The sequence below is a fragment of the Stenotrophomonas thermophila genome (assembly GCF_001499715.1).
Taxonomy (GTDB): domain Bacteria; phylum Pseudomonadota; class Gammaproteobacteria; order Xanthomonadales; family Xanthomonadaceae; genus Stenotrophomonas; species Stenotrophomonas hibiscicola.
In genome coordinates, this window is record NZ_CVIW01000010.1 from 60,837 (window position 1) to 79,660 (window position 18,824).

Annotated in this window: 15 protein-coding genes and 1 pseudogene; 4 read left to right on the forward strand and 12 right to left on the reverse strand. The window is 67.9% G+C overall.

What is annotated here, in order from left to right; genetic code table 11:
- Positions 1–90: 90 nt before the first annotated feature.
- Both BN1263_RS06240 and BN1263_RS06245 read left to right on the forward strand, forming a co-directional pair.
- Complete coding sequence (locus tag BN1263_RS06240; RefSeq protein WP_058980250.1) at positions 91–885, forward strand: undecaprenyl-diphosphate phosphatase; 795 nt, start codon at positions 91–93, stop codon at positions 883–885.
- Positions 886–958: 73 nt separating this feature from the next.
- Positions 959–1,783 (forward strand): META and DUF4377 domain-containing protein, encoded by an 825-nt coding sequence (locus BN1263_RS06245; RefSeq protein ID WP_058980252.1) that lies wholly within the window; start codon positions 959–961, stop codon positions 1,781–1,783.
- Positions 1,784–1,962: 179 nt separating this feature from the next.
- On the opposite strand, the gene BN1263_RS06250 is transcribed toward BN1263_RS06245, so the two are convergent.
- The 9 genes and pseudogenes from BN1263_RS06250 to BN1263_RS06290 all read right to left on the reverse strand — a co-directional run bounded on the left by BN1263_RS06250 (position 1,963) and on the right by BN1263_RS06290 (position 10,941).
- Positions 1,963–2,571 (reverse strand): YbhB/YbcL family Raf kinase inhibitor-like protein, encoded by a 609-nt coding sequence (locus BN1263_RS06250; RefSeq protein ID WP_058980253.1) that lies wholly within the window; start codon positions 2,569–2,571, stop codon positions 1,963–1,965.
- 10 nt (positions 2,572–2,581) lie between these two features.
- Positions 2,582–4,651 (reverse strand): tetratricopeptide repeat protein, encoded by a 2,070-nt coding sequence (locus BN1263_RS06255; RefSeq protein WP_058980265.1) that lies wholly within the window; start codon positions 4,649–4,651, stop codon positions 2,582–2,584.
- A gap of 56 nt (positions 4,652–4,707) precedes the next feature.
- Positions 4,708–5,697: a YheT family hydrolase gene (locus tag BN1263_RS06260; protein WP_026347255.1), complete on the reverse strand. Its 990-nt coding sequence runs from the start codon at positions 5,695–5,697 to the stop codon at positions 4,708–4,710.
- A 52-nt stretch (positions 5,698–5,749) separates the two neighbouring features.
- Positions 5,750–6,541, reverse strand: a complete 792-nt coding sequence (locus BN1263_RS06265; RefSeq protein WP_058980256.1) for a lysophospholipid acyltransferase family protein — start codon at positions 6,539–6,541, stop codon at positions 5,750–5,752.
- 121 nt (positions 6,542–6,662) lie between these two features.
- On the reverse strand, positions 6,663–7,097 hold the full coding sequence (locus tag BN1263_RS06270) for a hotdog fold thioesterase (RefSeq protein WP_021204081.1): 435 nt from the start codon (positions 7,095–7,097) through the stop codon (positions 6,663–6,665).
- A 10-nt stretch (positions 7,098–7,107) separates the two neighbouring features.
- The gene (locus tag BN1263_RS06275) at positions 7,108–9,159 is read right to left on the reverse strand and encodes a phospholipase D family protein (RefSeq protein WP_058980258.1); all 2,052 of its coding nucleotides are present in this window, start codon (positions 9,157–9,159) and stop codon (positions 7,108–7,110) included.
- Entirely contained in the window at positions 9,156–9,782 is a 627-nt protein-coding gene (locus BN1263_RS06280) for a YceI family protein (RefSeq protein WP_019661947.1), read from the reverse strand. The genes BN1263_RS06275 and BN1263_RS06280 overlap by 4 nt, the downstream gene beginning before the upstream one ends.
- Positions 9,783–9,786: 4 nt before the next feature.
- The gene (locus BN1263_RS06285; protein WP_019661948.1) at positions 9,787–10,263 is read right to left on the reverse strand and encodes a SixA phosphatase family protein; all 477 of its coding nucleotides are present in this window, start codon (positions 10,261–10,263) and stop codon (positions 9,787–9,789) included.
- A gap of 49 nt (positions 10,264–10,312) precedes the next feature.
- A pseudogene (locus BN1263_RS06290) lies at positions 10,313–10,941 on the reverse strand (nucleotide-binding protein).
- Between the two features lie 123 nt (positions 10,942–11,064).
- Here BN1263_RS06290 and BN1263_RS06295 point away from each other — a divergent pair.
- Complete coding sequence (locus BN1263_RS06295; protein ID WP_058980259.1) at positions 11,065–12,549, forward strand: AAA family ATPase; 1,485 nt, start codon at positions 11,065–11,067, stop codon at positions 12,547–12,549.
- Between the two features lie 372 nt (positions 12,550–12,921).
- Here the strand turns inward: BN1263_RS06295 and BN1263_RS06300 are convergent, their stop codons facing one another.
- Positions 12,922–13,557, reverse strand: a complete 636-nt coding sequence (locus tag BN1263_RS06300) for a tetratricopeptide repeat protein (protein WP_019661950.1) — start codon at positions 13,555–13,557, stop codon at positions 12,922–12,924.
- 171 nt (positions 13,558–13,728) lie between these two features.
- Here BN1263_RS06300 and BN1263_RS06305 point away from each other — a divergent pair, with 171 nt between their 5' ends.
- Positions 13,729–17,415 (forward strand): indolepyruvate ferredoxin oxidoreductase family protein, encoded by a 3,687-nt coding sequence (locus BN1263_RS06305; RefSeq protein WP_058980260.1) that lies wholly within the window; start codon positions 13,729–13,731, stop codon positions 17,413–17,415.
- 73 nt (positions 17,416–17,488) lie between these two features.
- Here BN1263_RS06305 and BN1263_RS06310 read toward each other — a convergent pair whose 3' ends face one another.
- Both BN1263_RS06310 and BN1263_RS06315 read right to left on the reverse strand, forming a co-directional pair.
- Positions 17,489–18,103 carry a DUF938 domain-containing protein gene (locus tag BN1263_RS06310; RefSeq protein WP_058980261.1) on the reverse strand — a complete coding sequence of 205 codons (615 nt, stop codon included), beginning with the start codon at positions 18,101–18,103 and terminating at the stop codon, positions 17,489–17,491.
- A 474-nt stretch (positions 18,104–18,577) separates the two neighbouring features.
- The coding region (locus BN1263_RS06315) for an IS3 family transposase (protein ID WP_144435329.1) at positions 18,578–18,824 on the reverse strand (247 nt) is incomplete at its 5' end.

The following is an 18,824-nucleotide window of genomic DNA, read 5'->3' on the forward strand; positions in this document are numbered from 1 at the left end:
GCAGTCGGCAGCAGGCGCACCCATTTGGTGCAGCAGGGATCGTCTATCCTCTCGCCTTCTTCCTTCCTCCCGCGCGTGCCCGCACCGTCCATGTCCGACCTGCTCTCTGCCCTGCTGCTGGGCATCCTCGAAGGCTTGACCGAATTCCTGCCGATCTCCAGCACCGGCCACCTGCTCATCGCCCAGCACTGGCTGGGTGCCCGTTCGGACTTCTTCAACATCGTCATCCAGGCCGGCGCGATCGTCGCGGTGGTGCTGGTGTTCCGCCAGCGCCTGCTGCAGCTGGCCACCGGCTTCAACCAGCGCGGGAACCGGGAGTATGTATTCAAGCTGGGGGCGGCCTTCCTGGTCACCGCCGTGGTCGGCCTGGTGGTACGCAAAGCCGGCTGGTCGCTGCCGGAGACGGTCAGTCCTGTGGCCTGGGCGCTGATCATCGGCGGTGTCTGGATGCTGCTGGTGGAGGCCTACACCGCGCGCCTGCCTGACCGCGACCAGGTGACCTGGACCGTGGCGATCGGCGTCGGCCTGGCGCAGGTGGTGGCGGGCGTGTTCCCCGGTACCTCGCGCTCGGCCTCGGCGATCTTCCTGGCCATGCTGCTGGGCCTGAGCCGCCGCGCAGCGGCGGCCGAATTCGTGTTCCTGGTCGGCATTCCCACCATGTTCGCCGCCAGTGCCTACACCTTCCTGGAACTGGCCAGGGACGGGCAGCTGGGCAGCGAGAACTGGACCGAGGTGGGCGTGGCCTTCCTTGCCGCGGCCGTCACCGGCTTCGTCGTAGTGAAGTGGCTGATGGGCTACATCAAGTCGCACAGGTTCACGGCCTTCGCCCTCTACCGCATCGCGCTGGGCGCGGCGCTGCTGCTGTGGTTGCCCTCCGGCAGCTGAACAGCACCGGGGCACGGTAACCCCAATGCCGGCCCCACCCCGTTTCCCCCACGGTTCCCCAAGGAGAATCACCATGAACCGCAAGCTCACCCTGCTCCTCCCGCTGGCCCTGATGGCCGCGTGCAGCCAGACCCCGGCCCCGGCCGGCACCGGCGGCGATGACGTGGCCCCGGCCGCGGCCAAGGCAGCGGACCAGCAGACGCTGGCGCATCTGGATGCGCAGCGCCTGCAGAGCCAGCACTGGCTGCTGCAGCAGGCCACCGGCGCCGACGGCAAGCGCATCGACGCGCTGTTCGCCCGCCAGGACAAGCCGGTCACCCTCGACTTCGCTGACGGTCGCCTGTCGGTCAGCAACACCTGCAACCGCATGGGCGGTGGTTACACCTTCGACGCTGGCAAGCTGACGGTCAGTGCGATGGCCTCGACCATGATGGCCTGCACCGACAAGGCGCTGATGGCGCTGGACGAGGCCGTGTCGAGCCGGCTGCAGGGCGAACTGAAGGCCGAGCAGGACGCTGATGGCAGGCTGACCCTGACCACCGCCAAGGGCGACACGCTGGTCTTCAACCCGGAACCGACCGCTGAAACCCGTTACGGCGACGCCGGCGAAACCGTGTTCCTGGAGGTGGCCGCGAAGACCGAGAAGTGCTCGCACCCGCTGATCCCGGACTACCAGTGCCTGCAGGTGCGCGAAGTGAAGTTCGACGACAAGGGCCTGAAGCAGGGCGAGCCGGGCAAGTTCGAGAACTTCTACGGCACCATCGAGGGCTACACCCACGAAGACGGCGTGCGCAACGTGGTGCGCGTGAAGCGCTACGAGGTGAAGAACCCGCCGGCCGATGCGCCGTCGCAGGCGTACGTGCTGGACATGGTGGTCGAGTCGGCCATCGAGAAGTGATGTAGAGCCGACTGTTAGTCGGCTGGCACTTGAAGGGCGGCCGCGAGGTCGCCCTTCTTCGTTGTGCGTTGTAGAGCCGAGCCCATGCTCGGCTGCTGTCTATCGGGAAAAGCAGCCGAGCATGGCTCGACGCTACCGAAAGCAACGCCGGCCAGCGGCCGGCGCTACCGGGGTTGCGGTTACAGCGCCGGGTTCAACGTGTAGGTGCCGTGCAGTGCGGCTTCGGCCAGCACGTGGCCGTGCATGGCGCGGTACGCGTCGGCGGCGGTAAAGCGCTGCGGCAGGTCCAGCGACGCCACGTCCAGCGCGAATACCCGGAAGAAATAGCGGTGCATGCGCTCGTCGTTGAACGGCGGATACGGGCCGTCATAGCCCAGGTAATCACCGGCCATGTCCGGGTTGCCCGCGAACCAGCCGGTGAAGTCGTTCAGGCCCTGGCGGCTGCCGGCCGGACCGGCGGGTGCGGGCTTTCCCTTCACCACGAAGCCGTCGCTGCAGCTTCCTGCGGCGATCTCCTGCACCGAGGCCGGAATATCGGCCATCACCCAGTGCACGAAATCGCAACGTGGCTGGTCACGCGGCACGCTCATGTCGCTGCGGCCAACCGTCTCCGGCACGGTCGGCACGTCCGGGTCCACGCACACCAGCAGGAACGAGCGGGTGCCGGCCGGCGCCCCGTTCCAGGCAAGGTGCGGGTTGCGGTCGGGCGCAAAACCATTGGCATCGCCGGCGGCGAACTCACGATCAATCGGTGCGCCATTGGTCAGGCTGTTACTGGTCAACTGCATCAGGATCTCCTCACTCTTCCGGGTAACCCAGGCGCACCGCAACCGGGGTGAGCTGGGCGAAGGCGGCGCTCATCACGTCGCGGTAGTTGCGCCAGTGGCCGGGCGGGAAGCGCGGCGCGCCCAACTGCGCCGCCGGCGGCATCGGCCGCTCGAACAGGCGGCCCAGCAGTTCGGCCATCGCCTGCGGATCGTTGCCGACCTGGTCGATGCGCAGCAGCACGTGGGGGTACAGGTCGTCCTCATGCAGCGTGGCAATCTGGTTCAGCGCGCGGGTCAGCCATTCACTGGCTTCGGCCAGCGAGGTCATCGCCAGCGGCGCGGCGGCACCGTAGGCCACCCAGTCCAGCAGCATGTCGCGCGGATCACGCAGCACCAGCACCAGTCGCCCCTGCGGCAGCTGCGGGCGCAACGCCCACAGCAGGGCGTTGTCCCACCACAGCAGCCAGTCGATCACGGTATCGCTCTGCAGGCCACGCGCCGGCAGCTGTTCGCGCCAACGCTGCACCAGCCGCTCCGGCGTCAGTACGCCCGAAGCGAGATCCTGCAGCGTGTTGTAGTTCTGGAACGCATCGTCGGGCGGGTTGCTGGTGTAGCGGTCGCTGCGCAGCACCGGGCTGGCGGCCGCCAGGCCGGTCGCCACGCGCTCCACGCCCGAGCCCGGCGCGCCCCAGAGGAAGATCGGCGCGGAACTGGTGTTGCCGTCAATCTCACCCTTCTCCGGCCAGCTTGGCGGAGACTTGGCCTGCGGTGGCAGCGGCAGGCGTTGCGGGGCCTGGTCGGCCTGCAGCGACAGCCAGGTACGCAGGGCCTCCTGCGGCTGGCCGGCACGGTCCTGGATCTCGCCCATCCAGGTGCGCAGATCGGCGCGATGCGCTTCCGGCGCCTGCTCGACCAGCGCCTGCACGCGGGCCACTGCAGCAGGCGGATCACGCTGCAGCAACCCTTCAACCAGGCGGGTTTCGCCACTGACACGGCCCGGTTCAATGCTGACGATACGCTCGGCAATGGCTTCGGCCTGCTCGTGCTCGCCCACCATGTCGTGCAGGCGCAGGCGTGCTTCCAGCGCCGGCAGGTGGCCCGGCATGGCGTCCATCCAGCGTTCAACGGTCGCCGCGGCAGCGGGGCTGCCAACTTCTTCCACGGCCAGGCGCGCCAGCCACAGATCATGCAGCTGCGGGTGCTGCTCCAGGGCAGCGTCGAGGCGTGCACGCGCCTCGTCTTCGCGGCCAAGGCGCTGCCAGGACATCAGCAGCAGCTGCAGCAGCTGGCGGTCATCGGGGATCGCTTCCAGCAAGGGCAGCAGATGGTCCAGCGCCTGCAGCGGCTGGCCGTTGCGCAACGCCAGCTCACCGGCCAGGCGCCGCATCACCGGCACATCCAGCTCCGGCTGCCGCAGGGCCACCTCCATGGCTTCGGCCGCCGCCGGCACGTTGCCCTGGCGCAGCGCCAGCTGCACCACCAGGCCATGCAGCGAGCTGATGGCCGGGTTCAGTTCCAGCACGCGGCGGAACGCCTGCTCGGCGAATGCCAGCATGTCCTTGCCAAGGTAGGCAAAGCCCAGCGCATAGAGCACGCGGGTGTCATTCGGCTGGGCCTTGTTGGCTGCCGACAGCAGCACCAGCGCACGGTCCGGGTCATCGCGGCGCAGCGCGATCATGCCGTCGATGGTCAGCAGCTCGGGGTGGTCCGGCTCCACGCGCGCGGCCAGGGTGGACAGGCGTTGTGCCTCGTCGAAGTCATTGCGGCCAACCGCCAGGTGCGCCTGCATCAGGTAGGCGGCGAAGGAATTCGGGTCGAGGCCGGTGGTGCGCGCCAGTGCCTCGTCCGCGCCCTGGTACTGGCGCAGGGCAAGCAGCAGGCCAGCGTGCTGCAGGTGCAGCTGGGCATCATCGGGGGCCAGCTGCAATGCCTGCTGCAGGGCCTCCATGGCGTCTTCGGCCTTGCCCTGCTGCTGCAGCGCAAGCGCCAGCCAGCGGTGGGGCCCGGCCTGGCCGGGTTCGTCACGGGTCCACGCCTGGGCCAGCTGCACGGCCTGGTCGGCCTGGTTCTGGCGCAACGCTTGGATGATCTGGTCTTGCATGGCGGTCCGGTTCGAGTGCAAACCCGCATTGTAGCGGTCCACGCGCCGGTGCCGGTTCAGCCCGCCAGCACCCGCTGCAGGCGCTGCGCCACCCACCGTTCGGAGAAGCCGTCGCCCCGCCAGTTCTCCAGGAAACCGCAGTGGCCTCCCCAGCAGGCGGTCTCCAGCCGCGCGTGGCGCGGCAGCTGCCAGTCGCTGAAGGTCGCATAGGGAATCACCGGGTCGTCCTGCGCCATCAGGATGTCGGCCGGCACCTGCAGGGCCGACAGGCGGTCACCGGCAATCGAGTAGCCATCGAAATAGGCCTGCAGCGAGCCAAAGCTGGTATGCCGTTCAACCAACCAGGCGGTCAGCGCACGGATATCCAGCTTCAACACGCGGTCGTCGCAGTCGCTCAGCTCGGGGAACAGATCGCGCTTGCGGCGCAGCGAGCCGGCCCATTTGCGTCGGAAGTACCAGTCGTACATTGCCGGACCATTCTCGATGCTCTCCATGGTCAGCCCCGGGTCCAGCACCGGGCACACCGAGGCCACGCGCAGCAGCGGTACGCCGGCGGCCGGCGCGCGCAGGGCCAGGCGCAGCACGAAATTGCCGCCCAGTGAGTAGCCGGCCGCCACCAGCGGCAGCTGCGGCCAGCGCTGGGCGATGTCTCCTGCGGCATGCACCACTTCATCGATCAGGTTGGAGTGGAAGATGCCGGGGTTCAGGTGATGGGTGTTGCCGTGGTCGCGGAAGTTCAGCCGCACGACATCGAAACCCTGTTCGATCATGCGCGCGGCCGCCATGCGCATGTAGCTGGATTCGGCACTGCCCTCCCAGCCATGCAGCAGCAGGGCCATGCCCTTGGGTTCGCGGCCTTCGACATGGCTGTGCCAGCCCTGCAGGCGCACGCCATCGCCGCCGTCGAGGATCAGCTCTTCGCTGACCGCGCCGGTGGCCGCCAGCAGCAGCAGGCCGCGCTGCAGGCGCATGCGGCTGGAGCTGAGCATCGACTGCAGGTGCGGGTTGCGCAGCCAGCGCGGCGGCTGGTAGTCAGCCGCATGCAACGTCGGCGTACCGGCGTCCAGGACAGGTGGCGGAACCAGGGCCACCGTGCCCTCAACCGGTGCTCATGGCCGCCACGATGCGCGCGCGCGAGGTCTCCGCGATGCGCCGACGGCCTTCCAGGTCCTGTGCACCGATCGGTGCCAGGAAGTGCACTTCCGCACGCCGCGCCGGCTCACCGAGCAGGCGCAGGAAATTGGCGAAGAAGCTCTCGCCGGGGCCGAATGCCACGATGGTCTGTGCGTCACCCTTGAGCCCATAGACCAGCGCCACCGGCTGCACCGGAACGCCGGTTTCAACCGCGGCCTGGAAGATGCGGGCATGGAACGGCCCCACTTCGTGGCCACCGCGGGTGCGCCCTTCCGGGAACACGCCCACTGCCTTGCCGCCACGCAGGCGATCGGCCATCACCTGCATCACCCCGCCCAGCGACTCGGTGTTGCCACGCTGGTGGAAGATGGTCTGCCCGCGCGCAGCGAGCCAGCCGACCAGGGGCCAGCTGGCGATTTCGCGCTTGGCGACGAAGCCCATCATGCGCTGGCTGTGCAGGATGCAGATGTCCACCCAGCTGACATGGTTGGCCACGAACAGCACGGCACCGGGCAGCGGCGCGCCCATCTGCACCAGGCGGAAGCCGAAGATCCACATCAGGCCCCCCTGCCACCAGTTCACCACCTTCGCCCCGAAGGTATCCTCGCCCACGCGCAGCTCGCCCCACGGCGGAAGCATGCCGATCAGGATCAGCGGCAGGAACACGGTGATGTGGACCAACAGCAGCGGTACGCGGTACAGGTAACGGCACACACGCGCCACGCCGCCACGGGGGGCCGGAGTGGGGGAAGTCATCCGCGCACGATACCGGAGCGTCGCAGCAGCTGCCAGCCGATTTAGGCCATAACCGCCATTGACCGGGGCAATCGGTGGGGAACGCTGGGTTCTGCCGTCGTCAACACGCCCGACCGGGGGCTCAACCGTGGCCGGCCGCCACCACCGCCAGGGTCAGCCGCGAAATGCATACCAGGCGACCCTGCTCGTCCTCGATGCGGATCTCCCACAGCTGGGTGCTGCGGCCCACATGCAGTGCGCGGGCAGTGCCGGTGACAATCCCCGAGCGCACCGCCCGCACGTGGTTGGCATTGATCTCCAGGCCCACGCAGACCTGCTTTGCGGTATCCACGCACAGGTTGCCGGCGCTACTGCCCAGCGTCTCGGCCAGCACCACCGAGGCCCCGCCGTGCAGGATGCCGTAGGGCTGGCGGGTGCGCTGGTCCACCGGCATGGTGGCCTGCAGCCAGTCTTCGCCCGCTGCGCTGAAGACGATGCCCAGGGATTCGATCGCCGTGTTGCGGCTGAGCGCATTGAGCTGCTCGAGGGAAACGGCTTCGCGGAACACCTGGGTCATGCGGTCACCTTCAGAGAATGGGAACGAGGCCGGCACCGAATGCGGTCAGCATGCGCACCAGCAGCCACTTCGGGCCGACGTTGACTTCGGGGAAGTCGCCGACGGCAACGTAGCAGCGATGGAACTCCGGGTCCTGCCGTGGCAGAGGCTGCGGGCAGTCCGGGCCGGGCTTGAACTCGTAGTCGGTGGCATAGCGCCATGGCCAGAAGTCGAGGATCGGCAGCGCTTCGGAGGCTTTGCCGACGCTGTAGTTCAGCCCCGACAGCACCGGCGGCTTGGCCCGCGGCGCCACCGTCCAGGAGTTCTGCGGATGGGTATCGCGCAGGATGCTCTCGGCCAGCTGCTCGGCAAACACCGGATCATCGATGATCACCGCGCCTTCGGTGTTGTAGTTCTCGCTGCGCGGATCGAAGTTGTGGGTGCCGACCACGCCGATGCGGCGGTCGACCACCAGCGACTTGGCGTGCAGGCCCATGCGCGCGCCCTTGCGGGTGACCGGCAATGGCTTGTTGACCGCCTTGCTGCCCAGGAACGAGGGCCGCGTTTCGGTGCGCAGCAAGCGCGTTTCCACCTCGCTGCCGGCCGCGCGGCGGCGTTCGCGCGCGTTCTGGTAGGCACTGCCGGTACGCGGATGATTCACCACTGCCTGCCTGCGCGTTGTTGCCCGGTCCCCCTCGCTGCCCCCCCCGGCATTGCTGCCGGCGGCGCTGCCGCCGATCAGCGGGTTGCGGCCGCCGTCGTCGTCTGCCCCGGGGGCGGCGATCGGGTCGGGCAGCAGGTTGCGGTAATCAACCGGCGCATCCAGCGGGAACGGCTTGTATTCGAAGATGTTGAAGCCCAGTTCGCGCATGTTGCGCCGCTTGTACTTGTACGACAGCGCATACACGATGGGATTGTCGGTGGCCGCCAGGCTGTTGCTCGACACCACCACGCGCGGTGGCTGCGGGCGCTTGCGCAGCTCGCGGAACAGCTTCTGCGCGGGCTTGGACAGCACCAGGTACGGCGTCTGCAGGATCACTTCCTTCTGCGCACCGGCAATGAGCGCATCCAGCTGGGGCTCGGTCACGTGCTGGCCAGCCAGCGGGGCATCGGCCTTCTCGCGCCGGTGCTTGCGCGGCAGGTCGGCGACATAGCGCACCGAGGCCACCGGCAGCGCGGTATCCACGAAGGAACGGGTGACGAAGTCCATGTCATTGGCTTCGGCACTGACCCGCTGCACCCGTTCCGGGCGGCGGAACGTGGCGGGGGGCAGCGCCGGCACGCCCTCGCGCAGCAGGGTGCGGCCGACATCATTCAGGCGCTCGGCCGGCACGCTGCGCTGGGCACGCCAGAAGGCATCGAAGTTGGCCGCCATCGCACGCGCCTCGGGGCCGGCAATCAGCACGTCGCGGTCGCGGAAGTTGTACTCGCGGTCCCAGTCGTAGTAGTCGTCCTGGTAGTTGCGGCCTCCGACCACGCCGATTGCGTCGTCGATCACCAGCAGCTTGTTGTGCATGCGCTGGTTGAAGCGCCGGAAGCAGCACAGCACGCTGCCGGCATAGTCGAAGTAGTTCAGCCGGGCCTTGCCGAACGTCGGGTTGTAGACCCGCAGCTGGAAGTTCTGGTGGGCGCCGGACAGCGCGCCGAGGATCTGCAGGTCGGAGATCGCCGAGAGCTGGTCGATCAGCACCCGCACCTTCACCCCGCGCCGCGATGCAGCCAGCAGTTCGTCGATGACCAGCCGGGCGCTGTCGTCCTTGTCGAAGATGTAGGTCTGCAGGTCGATGCTGCGGGTGGCGCTGCGCAACAGGTTCAGCCGCGCCACCAGGGCGCCTTCTCCCTCGTCCAGCAGGGTGGCGTAGTGGCGCGGTTGCTCCGGGGTGGATTCGGTGAACGCCCGGCCGGCCAGCGCCCGCAGCGGCGAGTCCTGTGCGCAGCGGTCGGCGCGCTGGCAGTCGACCTGGGTCGAGCGCGCCTGCACGGCGATCGCTTCGGCGCGGTCGCGCTGGGTATTGGACAGCGATGCACAACCGCTGCCCAGCAACACGGTTGCCAGCGCCAGTACACGCAGCAGGAGGTTCACGGTTTCGGCGCCTCGCTCAGGCGCGCTCGCAATACGAAGGTCACACGATCACTCAAGGCAAGCTGCCAGCTGTCCATTCCATACCGGCCTCGCTGCACGGTACCGCGGCTGACGACGTCGCAATCATAGCCGGGTCGGGCGCACTCCGCCTTCTCCACCCTCAGCTTCTCGGGATGGCTGACCCCGCGCAGGGTCAGCCGGCCGTTGATGTCACCCCCCTCTTCCACGGTCTCCGGCCAGTACGGCAGCGAGTCGAACTCGACCACCGGGTGGCGGCCCGCGTCGAAGAATTCCTCGCCGCGCATCCAGCCGGTATAGCGCGCCTTGCCGGGGATCTCGACCGAGCGCGTGAACATCTTGAGGTGCACCTGGTGGCGGCCATCGGAGAGGATCTCGATGCGGCCCTCGAAGTGCGGGAACACGCCTTCGATGCGCTGGCCGAAGCGGGTGCGCACCTCGAAACCGATCTGCGAGCGTTGGGTGTCCAGGCGCAGGACCCGATGCGCTTCGGCGACCACCGGCGGCAGGGGCGTTGGCGTTGGCGGAGGAGGCGCGGCAGGCCAGGCCGCGCCGGAAGCCAGCAGCACGGGCAGCAGAAAGCGGCTGCGCCGCGCCAGGCTCATTGGATCACGGCCACCAGAACGCGTTCAGGCTGGCCACGCCCGGCTCGATCGAAGCCTCGCGCGGGAAGCCGAGCACGGCAATGCCGGCCGGCGGCATGCCGCGGTAGTCGCTGCTGGTGCCGTCGGTCATCAGGGCCACCAGCTGCTCCAGCCCCGGGTTGTGGCCCACGATCAGCACCCGGTCCAGGTCGCGACGCTCGTCCACCAGCGCCGCCAGGGTGCCCGGGGTGGCTTCGTAGATCCGGTCTTCCAGGCGCTTCTCGACATAGCCGATGGCCGTCATCACCGCTTCCAGGGTCTCACGGGTACGTCGCGCCGGCGAGCACAGCACGCAGTCCGGCAGCAGGTTGTTCTCCTTCAGCCACTTGCCGGCGGCTTCGGCTTCGGCCAGCCCCACCGGTGACAACGGCCGGTCGAGGTCGGCCTGGCCGGGGGTCGCCGGCTCGGCATGGGCATGGCGCAGCAGGATCAATTCACGCATCGCGGGTTTCCATGAAGAAGAGGATGCAGCAGGAAGGGTGATGCAGGCATCAAAGCTTCAGCCAGGACAGCAGCGGCTCCCAATCGGCCTGGTGCTCGCGCACCTGGGCCGAGCGGTAGTCGAACAGGCTGCGGCCAAGGCCGGTCATGACCACATAGCTCTGGCTGTCGCGCAGCTGCGCGACCACCGGGTACGGCCATTCACCCAGCATCTGCAGCGCCTGCTGCGAGGTCTGGGTCCAGGGCTTGGTACGGTTGAGCACCAGACCCACTGGCAGCTTGCGGCTGTGCACGCGCGGGTTCTGGGCCAGGCTGTTGAGGAAACCGACGATGGCTTCGATATCCAGCGCCGAGGGCAGCACCGGCACCACCACCGCGTCGGCAGCGTCGAGGAAATGGGGAATATCGTCGGCCAGGGCGCCGGCCGGCGCATCGATGATGACGGTGTCGGTACCGTCGGGCAGCTTCTGCGCCCACTGCTTCTTCCGATATACGTCGATCGGCAGCACCGCACTTTCCAGCCCGGCACGGCGTTGTGCCCAGCGGGTGCTGGAGCCCTGCGGGTCGGCATCGGCAATCACCGTGGCCTTGCCCTGCAATGCCGCGTACGCGGCCAGGTGGGTGGCGACGGTGGTCTTGCCCCCCCGCCCTTGGAACCGGCCACCAGGATCGTCTTCATGCCAGCCTCGCTTCCGGGTACGTTCCCCGAGCGTACACCGGCGATGGTGACGGGAGGTAGCGTCGTGCTGAACCAGCGGCCATCGCCTTTGCTATCGTGGCGCTCCCGAAGGATCGAACCGGCATGAGCGAACTGCAGGACCTGAGCGCGTTGATCCGCGCCAATACCCCACTGATCGTGATCGAGACCCAGGACGAGGGTCGCATCGTCGAGCTGTTCCGGCAGACGCTGATGCACGTATGGCGGGCGCTGCACCGCTGGTCGATCACCGAGGGCCTGCGCCGCATCGACCTGGACAGTGAAGACCCGCCGGTCGGGCCACCCGATGCCAGCGCGGCCCTGCAGATGATCCGCCAGGCCGACCAGCGCGGGGTCTACCTGCTGCTCGATTTCCACCCGTACCTGGGCTATGCCAGCCACCAGCGCGCCCTGCGCGACCTGATCCAGCGCCGCCACAGCGAGCCGCATGTGCTGGTGCTGATCGGTGCCAAGGTGGAGCTGCCGGCCGAGCTGGAAGCGTTGGCCGTGCGCTTCAACCCGCGCCTGCCCGATGCCAACGCCCTGTTGAAGATGCTGCGCGAAGAGGCCGACGCCTATGCGCGCGAGCACGGCGGCCGCCGGGTCGAAGTCGACAGCGAGGCGGTGAAGAAGATCCTGAAGAACCTGCAGGGCCTGAGCCTGGTCGATGCCCGGCGCATCGCGCGCCAGCTGATCTACGCCGATGGCGCGCTGCGCGACGACGACCTGCCGCAGCTGGCACGGCTGAAGTTCGAGCTGCTCAACCGCAGCGGCCACCTGTTCTTCGAGCATGACAGCGCGCGCTTCGGCGATGTGGCCGGCGCCAACCGGCTCAAGCGCTGGATCAACCAGCGGCGCGTGGCCTTCATCGCCGGCTCGGCGCCGGCCGGGCTGGACCCGCCGCGCGGCATGTTGCTGCTGGGCGTGCAGGGCTGCGGCAAGTCGATGCTGGCCAAGGCCACCGCCGCCGGCTTCGGTGTACCGCTGCTGCGCCTGGACGTGGGCGCGCTGTACAACAAGTACCACGGCGAGACCGAGGCCAACCTGCGCCAGGCACTGGCCTCGGCCGAGCAGCTGGCACCCTGCGTGCTGTGGATGGACGAGATCGAGAAGGGCCTGGCCAGTGGTGGCGAGGACGGTGGCGTATCACGCCGTGTACTCGGCTACCTGCTGACCTGGATGGCCGAGCGCAAGGCGCCGGTGTTCATCGTCGCCACCGCCAACCAGGTGCACGAGCTGCCGGCCGAGCTGCTGCGCAAGGGCCGCTTCGACGAGATCTTCTTCGTTGACCTGCCTTCGCCTGACGTGCGCGTGGAACTGCTGCGGCTGCACCTGGGCCGGCGCCAGCTCAATGGCGACGACTTCGCGCTGACGGCGCTGGCGGCCGCGGCCAATGGTTTCTCCGGCGCGGAGATCGAACAGGCGATCGTGGCCGGGCTGTATGCAGCGCACGCCGAAGGGCGGCCACTGGATACCGAGCTGCTGATGAACGAGATCCGTGCGACGCGGCCGCTGTCGGTGCTGATGGCCGAGCAGGTGGAGGCATTGCGGGCGTGGGCGTCGGGACGGACGGTTTCCGCGGACGATTGAGGTTCCCGCGAACGGCGCAGCCCCTCGTGGTTGATCGCTCAAAGCAACAGCCGCAGTTGGCCGGGCGGGTAGGCCGCGCAGGGGACGCTGCAAGTACATCCCTGTAAGCTCGGTCGCCGCTTGCTCGCGTGCGCTTTCCTGCGCACACGAGCAAGGCGCCATCGAGCCCCCATGGGTGAGGGCGCTTTGCTTGCGAAGCACTGCTTCGCAAGCGCCCGAACGCACAGCCGCCAGCGGCTGGGCCGGTCTGGGGGTTTACGGCGTGTCCTGCCAACCCACACCGCCCCGCCATCCCGCGGATTGCCCGCTGTTGCTGTTGCTTCGGCTGTTGCCTCTGCGGGTGCCGGGTGCAACCCGGCCAAACCCCTTCCCTCAGGGCCAGGCAGGCGGTGCGGCCGCCCAGGCCTGCTGCACCTCGGCCAGCGACGCACGCTCATCCTCGCGCCACTGCGGCAGCAGCTGCGCATAGTTGGCCGTGGTATTCCACTGCGTCGGCTCGGTGCGTACCGCAGCCGCATACCACTGTACCGCCTCCTGCTTCTGCCCCATCCGCCACAATGCCAGCGCATAGGTCGGCGGCACCCAGCTCGGCTTGGTACGCGCATTGGCGGCCGAGGCCAGCCACTGTTCCAGCGCCGCCTCTGGCTTGCCCTGGCGCAGCAGGTCCCAGCCGTAGTTCCAGCGAACGCTGCGGCCACTGCTGCTCTGTGCCGGGGCCTCTTTCATCGCCTCGGCATACAACTGCTCGGCCAGCTCGCCACGGCCCTGCGCACCGGCCACCGAGGCCAGTTGTACCGTGGCCTCGACCGCACGGCGGCCGCGTTCACGCAGCTTGACCAGCTGGGCGACCAGATCATCGCCCCCGCCCTGCACCGCCACCATCGGCGTGGCCGCCGGGTCATTGTCGAAGTAGAACTCCTGTGGTGCCGGCATGGCCGGCGCGGCCCACGCCGTGGCCGCTCCCGAGGCCAGCAGCACGCTGGCCAGGATCTTTCCTGGAACTGACATCCCTTCTCCCCAGGCCGCGACTGCAGCCTCCCTCTCTCTCTCCCCGATCCTAACCCCAGCACCGCCGTGGGCGCGAGTGCCGGGGCCTGCGCGGCCCCGCTGCTACAATTCGCGCCTTTCCCGCTGCGTGCGTGCACGCGGCCGGTGCCAGCCGATCCTACCGGGCCAGCCATGACCAGTACCGCGCAACTCACTTCGCCCTCTTCCGCCGACCTGCTCGACCGTGACTACACGCTCGACCACAAGTACACCCGCAACGAGGGGCGGATCTACCTGAGTGGCGTGCAGGCGCTGGTGCGGCTGCCGCTGATGCAGCGCCTGCGCGATGCCGCCGAAGGCATCGATAGCGCCGGCTTCGTCAGCGGCTATCGTGGCAGCCCGCTGGGTGGCTTCGACCTGGAACTGTGGCGCGCGCGCAAGCATCTTGAAGCGGCGAAGGTGAAGTTCACCCCGGGCCTGAACGAGGACCTGGGCGCCACCATGGTGTGGGGCACGCAGCAGACCAACCTGTTCCCCGGCGCCAACGTGCAGGGCGTGTTCGGCATGTGGTACGGCAAGGGCCCTGGCGTGGACCGCTGCGGCGACGTGTTCAAGCATGCCAATGCCGCCGGCACCTCGCGCTACGGCGGCGTGCTGGCGCTGGCCGCCGATGACCATGCCTGCCGCAGTTCGACCCTGCCGCACGGCAGCGAAGACGAATTCGTCAGCGCGATGATGCCGGTTCTCAACCCCGCCGGCGTGCAGGACATCCTCGACATGGGCCTGCTGGGCTGGGCGATGAGCCGTTACACCGGCCGCTGGGTCGGCTTCAAGACCATTGCCGAGACGGTGGAATCGTCGGCCTCGGTGCAGGTCGATCCGATGGCGCGCCGCATCGTGCTGCCGGAAGACTTCGAAATGCCCCCGGGTGGCCTCAACATCCGCTGGCCGGACCCGCCGCTGGACCAGGAGATGCGCCTGCACCGCTATGCGGTGAAGGCCGCACAGGCGTTCGCCCGCGCCAACGGCATCGACAAGGTGGTGATGGACGCGCCGCGCGCGCGGCTGGGCATCGTCACCACCGGCAAGAGCTACCTGGACGTGCTGCAGGCGCTGGAATACCTTGGCCTGGATGAAGCCGCGTGCGCCGACATCGGCATCCGCGTGTACAAGGTCGGCATGACCTGGCCGCTGGAACCGCAGGGCATCGCGCGCTTCGCGCAGGGCCTGGAAGACATCATCGTGGTGGAGGAGAAGCGCGCCTTCATCGAGCGCCAGATGAAGGAACAGTTCTTCAACTGGCCGGCCAGCTGGGGCCAACGCCCGTCCATCGTCGGCAAGTACGACGAAAGCGGCGAATGGATCCTGCCGTCCACCGGTGAACTGACCCCGGCCACCATCGCCGGCGTGATCGGTCGCCGCATCCAGAAGTTCTTCAACAACGAGTCGATTGAGCAGCGCCTGCAGTGGATGCAGGAAAAGGAAGCCGAGCTTGCGCTGCCGCGCGCCAGCTTCCCGCGCGTGCCGCACTACTGCTCAGGCTGCCCGCACAACACCTCCACCCAGGTGCCGGAAGGGTCACGTGCGCTGGCCGGCATCGGTTGCCATTACATGGTGACCTGGATGGACCGCAGCACCGACACCTTCACCCACATGGGCGGCGAAGGCGTGACCTGGGCCGGGCAGGCGCCGTTCACCGACACCCCGCACGTGTTCCAGAACCTGGGCGACGGCACCTATTTCCACAGCGGCTCGCTGGCGATCCGCCAGGCGGTCGCCGCCGGCGTCAACATCACCTACAAGATCCTCTACAACGATGCGGTGGCGATGACCGGCGGCCAGCCGGTGGACGGCCCGCTGAGCGTGCCGGACATCGCAAAGCAGATGCGCGCCGAAGGCATCCACACCATCATGGTGCTGTCGGACAACATCGGCAAGTGGACCGGCCAGCGCGAACACTTCCCCAGCGACGTGGAGTTCCACGACCGCAGCGAACTGGAGGAGGTGCAGAAGCGCCTGCGCGAAGTGAAGGGTGTTTCGATCCTGATCTACGAACAGACCTGCGCCACCGAGAAGCGTCGCCGCCGCAAGCGCGGCAAGCTGGAAGATCCGCAGAAGCGGGTGCTGATCAATTCGCTGGTCTGCGAAGGCTGCGGCGACTGCGGCAAGAAGAGCTTCTGCGTGTCGGTGCTGCCGAAGGAAACCGAGTTCGGGCGCAAGCGCGAGATCGACCAGTCCAACTGCAACAAGGACTATTCCTGCGTGAACGGCTTCTGCCCGAGCTTCGTCACCGTGCACGGTGGCCAGCCGCGCAAGGGCAGCAAGCGCGATGCCTCCACGCTGCTGGACAACCTGCCGGCGCCGACGATCCGCGGCACGCTTGAGCAGCCCTGGAACATCCTTATCACCGGCGTCGGCGGTACCGGCGTGGTGACCATTGGCGCGCTGCTGGGCATGGCCGGCCACCTGGAGGGCAAGGGCGCGACCGTGCTCGACCAGACCGGCCTGGCGCAGAAGGGCGGCGCGGTGACCACGCACATCCGCATCGCACGCCGCCCGGATGACATCCACGCCGTGCGCATCGCCGCCGGTGAAGCCGACCTGGTGCTGGGCTGCGACATGGTGGTGGTCAACGACTACTGGGCGCTGTCGAAGGTGCGTGCCGGCCGTTCGCAGGTGGTGCTGAACACCTACGAAGCGATGCCGGGTACCTTCACCACCCGCCCGGACATGCAGTTCCCCGCCGCCGACATCATCGCCGGTGTGCGTGTGGCACTGGGCGGCCAGGAGCCGTTGCTGCTGGATGCCACCCAGCTGGCCACCGCGCTGCTGGGCGATGCCATCGCCGCCAATCTGTTCATCCTCGGCTACGCTTGGCAGCAGGGCCTGGTGCCGCTGTCGTTCGAGTCGCTGATGCGCGCCATCGAGCTCAATGGCGCTGCGGTGGCCATGAACCAGCAGGCCTTCGCCTGGGGCCGCCTGGCCGCGGTCGATCCGCAGGCCGTGCAGCAGGCCGCCGGCCTGGTGCGCAACCGCCACACCGATACCGAATCCACCCCGGGCCCGCTGCATCCGCTGCCGCCGGGCGAATGGGAGGGCAACGAATGGGGCGCCACCGCTGCACCGCGCAACACCGGCGACGAACGCGAGCTGCGCGGCCTGCCCTCGCACGGTGGCGACGTGGCATTCCTGCCGCTGGACGACGCGCGCCTGTCGCGCTCGCTGGATGAAATGATCGAGCGCCGCGCCGCCTTCCTGGTCGAGTACCAGGATGCTGCCTACGCCACGCGTTACCGTGATCTGGTGGCACGCGTGCGCGCTACCGAGGCCGAGCGCATCGGCGGTTCCACCGCGTTGACCGAGACGGTAGCCCGCTACCTGTTCAAGCTGATGGCCTACAAGGACGAGTACGAAGTGGCCCGCCTGTACACCAGCGGTGACTTCCAGCGCCGTCTGCAGCAGCAGTTCGAGGGTGACTACCAGCTGCGCTTCCACCTGGCGCCGCCGCTGTTCGCGAAGAAGGACGAGCAGGGCCGGTTGCTGAAGAAGGAATACGGCCCGTGGATGTTCAAGGCCTTCGGCCTGCTGGCCAAGCTGAAGTTCCTGCGTGGCGGCCGACTCGACGTGTTCGGTCGCACCGAGGAACGCCGCATGGAGCGCAAGCTGATCAGTGATTACGAGGCCACTGTGCAGGTGCTGCTGGATGGCCTGGATGACGACCGCCTGGCGCTGGCGGTGGAGATTGCCAGCATCCCCGAGCACATCCGCGGCTTCGGCCACGTCAAGGAAGCCCACTTCACGCAGGCCAAGGCGCGCGAAGCTGCCCTGCTGGCGCAGTGGCGCAACCCGAAGGCGCTACATATCGTGCAGGTGGCCTGATGGTCGTGCCGGCCGCTGGCCGGCATCCCTCCTGGCAATCGGTTGCCGGCCAGCGGCCGGTACTACCGGCGGTTCAGCCCAGCCGCCACAGCAGCAGGCGGTTGTTGGCCGGCATCGCCACATCCCCCAGTCGGGTGAATCCGTGGTCGGCGGCCAGCGCCTGCACCGCTTCGCTATCGCGGATGCCGCTGCGCGGATCACGTGTCTTCAGCCAGGCATCGAACTGCGCGTTGCTGTCGCTGGTGTAGCCGCCGCCGTAGTTGAACGGGCCATACACCGCCAGCACCGCACCATGACGCAGCACCGGTGGCAGCGCGGCGAACAGTGCCTGCACGTGTTCCCAGCTCATGATGTGCAGCGTGTTGGCGCTGAATGCGGCATCGAACGTACTGCCCGGTGCCAGGTTCAGGCCGGGCGCTGGCGGCAGTTCCACCTGCAGCGCTATCGGCGGCAGCAGATTCAGCAATGCCGTTTCGGCACGCCATGCCTCGATGCCTGGCAGGTGGTCCGGATGATCACTGGGCTGCCAGCGCAGCCAGGGCCAGCGCTCGGCAAAGAAGGCAGCATGCTGGCCGGTGCCGCTGCCGATCTCCAGCACCCGGTGGCGGTCGCCCATCCACGGGTCGAGTGCGGTGGCGATGGGTTCGCGGTTGCGCTCGCAGGCTTCTGAATACGGCTTGCTCGACATCAGGGACGGTGTCCAGGCGGGATCGGCCCCATTGTGCACGAGGGGGTGTTGCTCGGCAGGGCTTGCAGCCCTGCACCCGCAGGAGCAACGGCAAAGGCCGAAGCAACGTCAAAAGCGGACTTCCTGTGGGTTGGCGGGGTGGGTCCGATTGCGGGGGACGCCGTAAATACGTCCCTGTAGGCTCGGTCGCGCCATCCATGGCGCTCACGCCCCCGCAACCGGACCCACCCCGCCTTCGACAGTTTCCTGCGGTCTGTTGGAACGGCTCTTGGGGTCAGATGCGTTTTCCTGTGGAAACGGATCTGACCCCAAATTCATTTCGATGTCTGACAGATGTGTCGACCAAGGTCGACACCTACCAACAGCCGAGGAAATCTGTCAGATGCGGGGCGGTGTGGGTGGGCAGGACCGTTGGCGCCATGGATGGCGCCATCGAGCCCCCATGGTGAAGTGACCCCCGAGACTTGGACAGGGTCAGGCGGCCGATTGGGCCTGTTGGGCCTGCTCCCGGTACTGTACCGGGCTCAGGCCCTTCAATTTCAATTTGATTCGCTCTTGGTTGTAGTACTGGATGTATTCCACCAGCCCAGCCTCCAGACTCTCGATGCTGTCAAAGCTGTTCAGGTAAAAGAACTCCGACTTCAGCGTCCCGAAGAAGCTCTCCATCGCCGCATTGTCCAGGCAGTTGCCACGCCGGGACATGCTTTGTTTCAAAGAGTGC